Genomic DNA, 859 nt, shown 5'->3' with positions numbered 1-859 from the left:
GTGACTGGGGCTAAGTCGTAACAAGGTAGCCGTACCGGAAGGTGTGGCTGGAACACCTCCTTTCTGGAGTGATTGTAGGAAGGTAATCTTAGATTACACACTCTTAGTTGAGTACTTCTCTTTCACAGATAAACCAGATAACTACTCAGAGCTGATCTATGTACAACCATGCGATCAGCTCACGCTCCTATCTTTTGCTTCTCACCCAAAAAATACACTCCCTGTAAAGGGTAGAAAATACAGTAACGGACCAGTAAATGGGCTTGTAGCTCAGGTGGTTAGAGCGCTACACTGATAATGTAGAGGTCCGTGGTTCGAGTCCACGCAGGCCCACACTATCAACCACACTGCTGAAAGATGATTCTGGCTAGATTCTAGCAGCGAATTACCTGACAGTACCATATCATGGGGGTGTAGCTCAGCTGGCTAGAGCACCTGCTTTGCAAGCAGGGGGTCATCGGTTCGACTCCGTTCACCTCCACTATTTTAACAGGAGAGAGTAAATACTTTAAGAAAAGCCTAAACAAAAACGTTTGTTTGGTAGGTGAAAGTCCTCAGGTTGTAAAAACCACCATGTTGTTTAGTAAATATACGTGCAAACGTAAGTTTATAAATGACAGAAGTTCTTTGACAGATGGAAAAAAAGAGAAACTGAGTAACGAGCGCTTGTTTCTAAGTAATTAGAGATAAGGCTGAGTATAATCTAGCTTTGGTAGTGATATCAAAGAATAGAAGAGTATTTTACGGAAGTTACAAAGGGCGCATGGAGGATGCCTTGGCTCTTGGCGGCGAGGAAGGACGTGCTAAGCTGCGAAAAGCTGCGGGGAGTTGCACAGAAGCTGTGATCCGCAGATGTCCG

The 859-nt window shown here is 44.7% G+C and carries 2 tRNA genes and 2 rRNA genes; all 4 read left to right on the top strand.

Annotated features, from left to right (window positions below):
- Window positions 1-63, top strand: a 16S ribosomal RNA gene (locus tag QNI15_RS38895); the annotation flags it as partial.
- Between the two features lie 196 nt (window positions 64-259).
- Window positions 260-333 (top strand) — tRNA-Ile (locus tag QNI15_RS38890).
- Between the two features lie 74 nt (window positions 334-407).
- A tRNA-Ala gene (locus QNI15_RS38885) sits at window positions 408-481 on the top strand.
- A gap of 262 nt (window positions 482-743) precedes the next feature.
- Window positions 744-859, top strand: a 23S ribosomal RNA gene (locus QNI15_RS38880); the annotation flags it as partial.

The organism is Xanthocytophaga flava (genome assembly GCF_030068545.1).
In the GTDB taxonomy this organism is placed as follows: Bacteria; Bacteroidota; Bacteroidia; order Cytophagales; family 172606-1; genus Xanthocytophaga; species Xanthocytophaga flava.
Note: the sequence above shows the minus strand (reverse complement) of the source record. Positions and strands in the feature narration are given on the sequence as shown.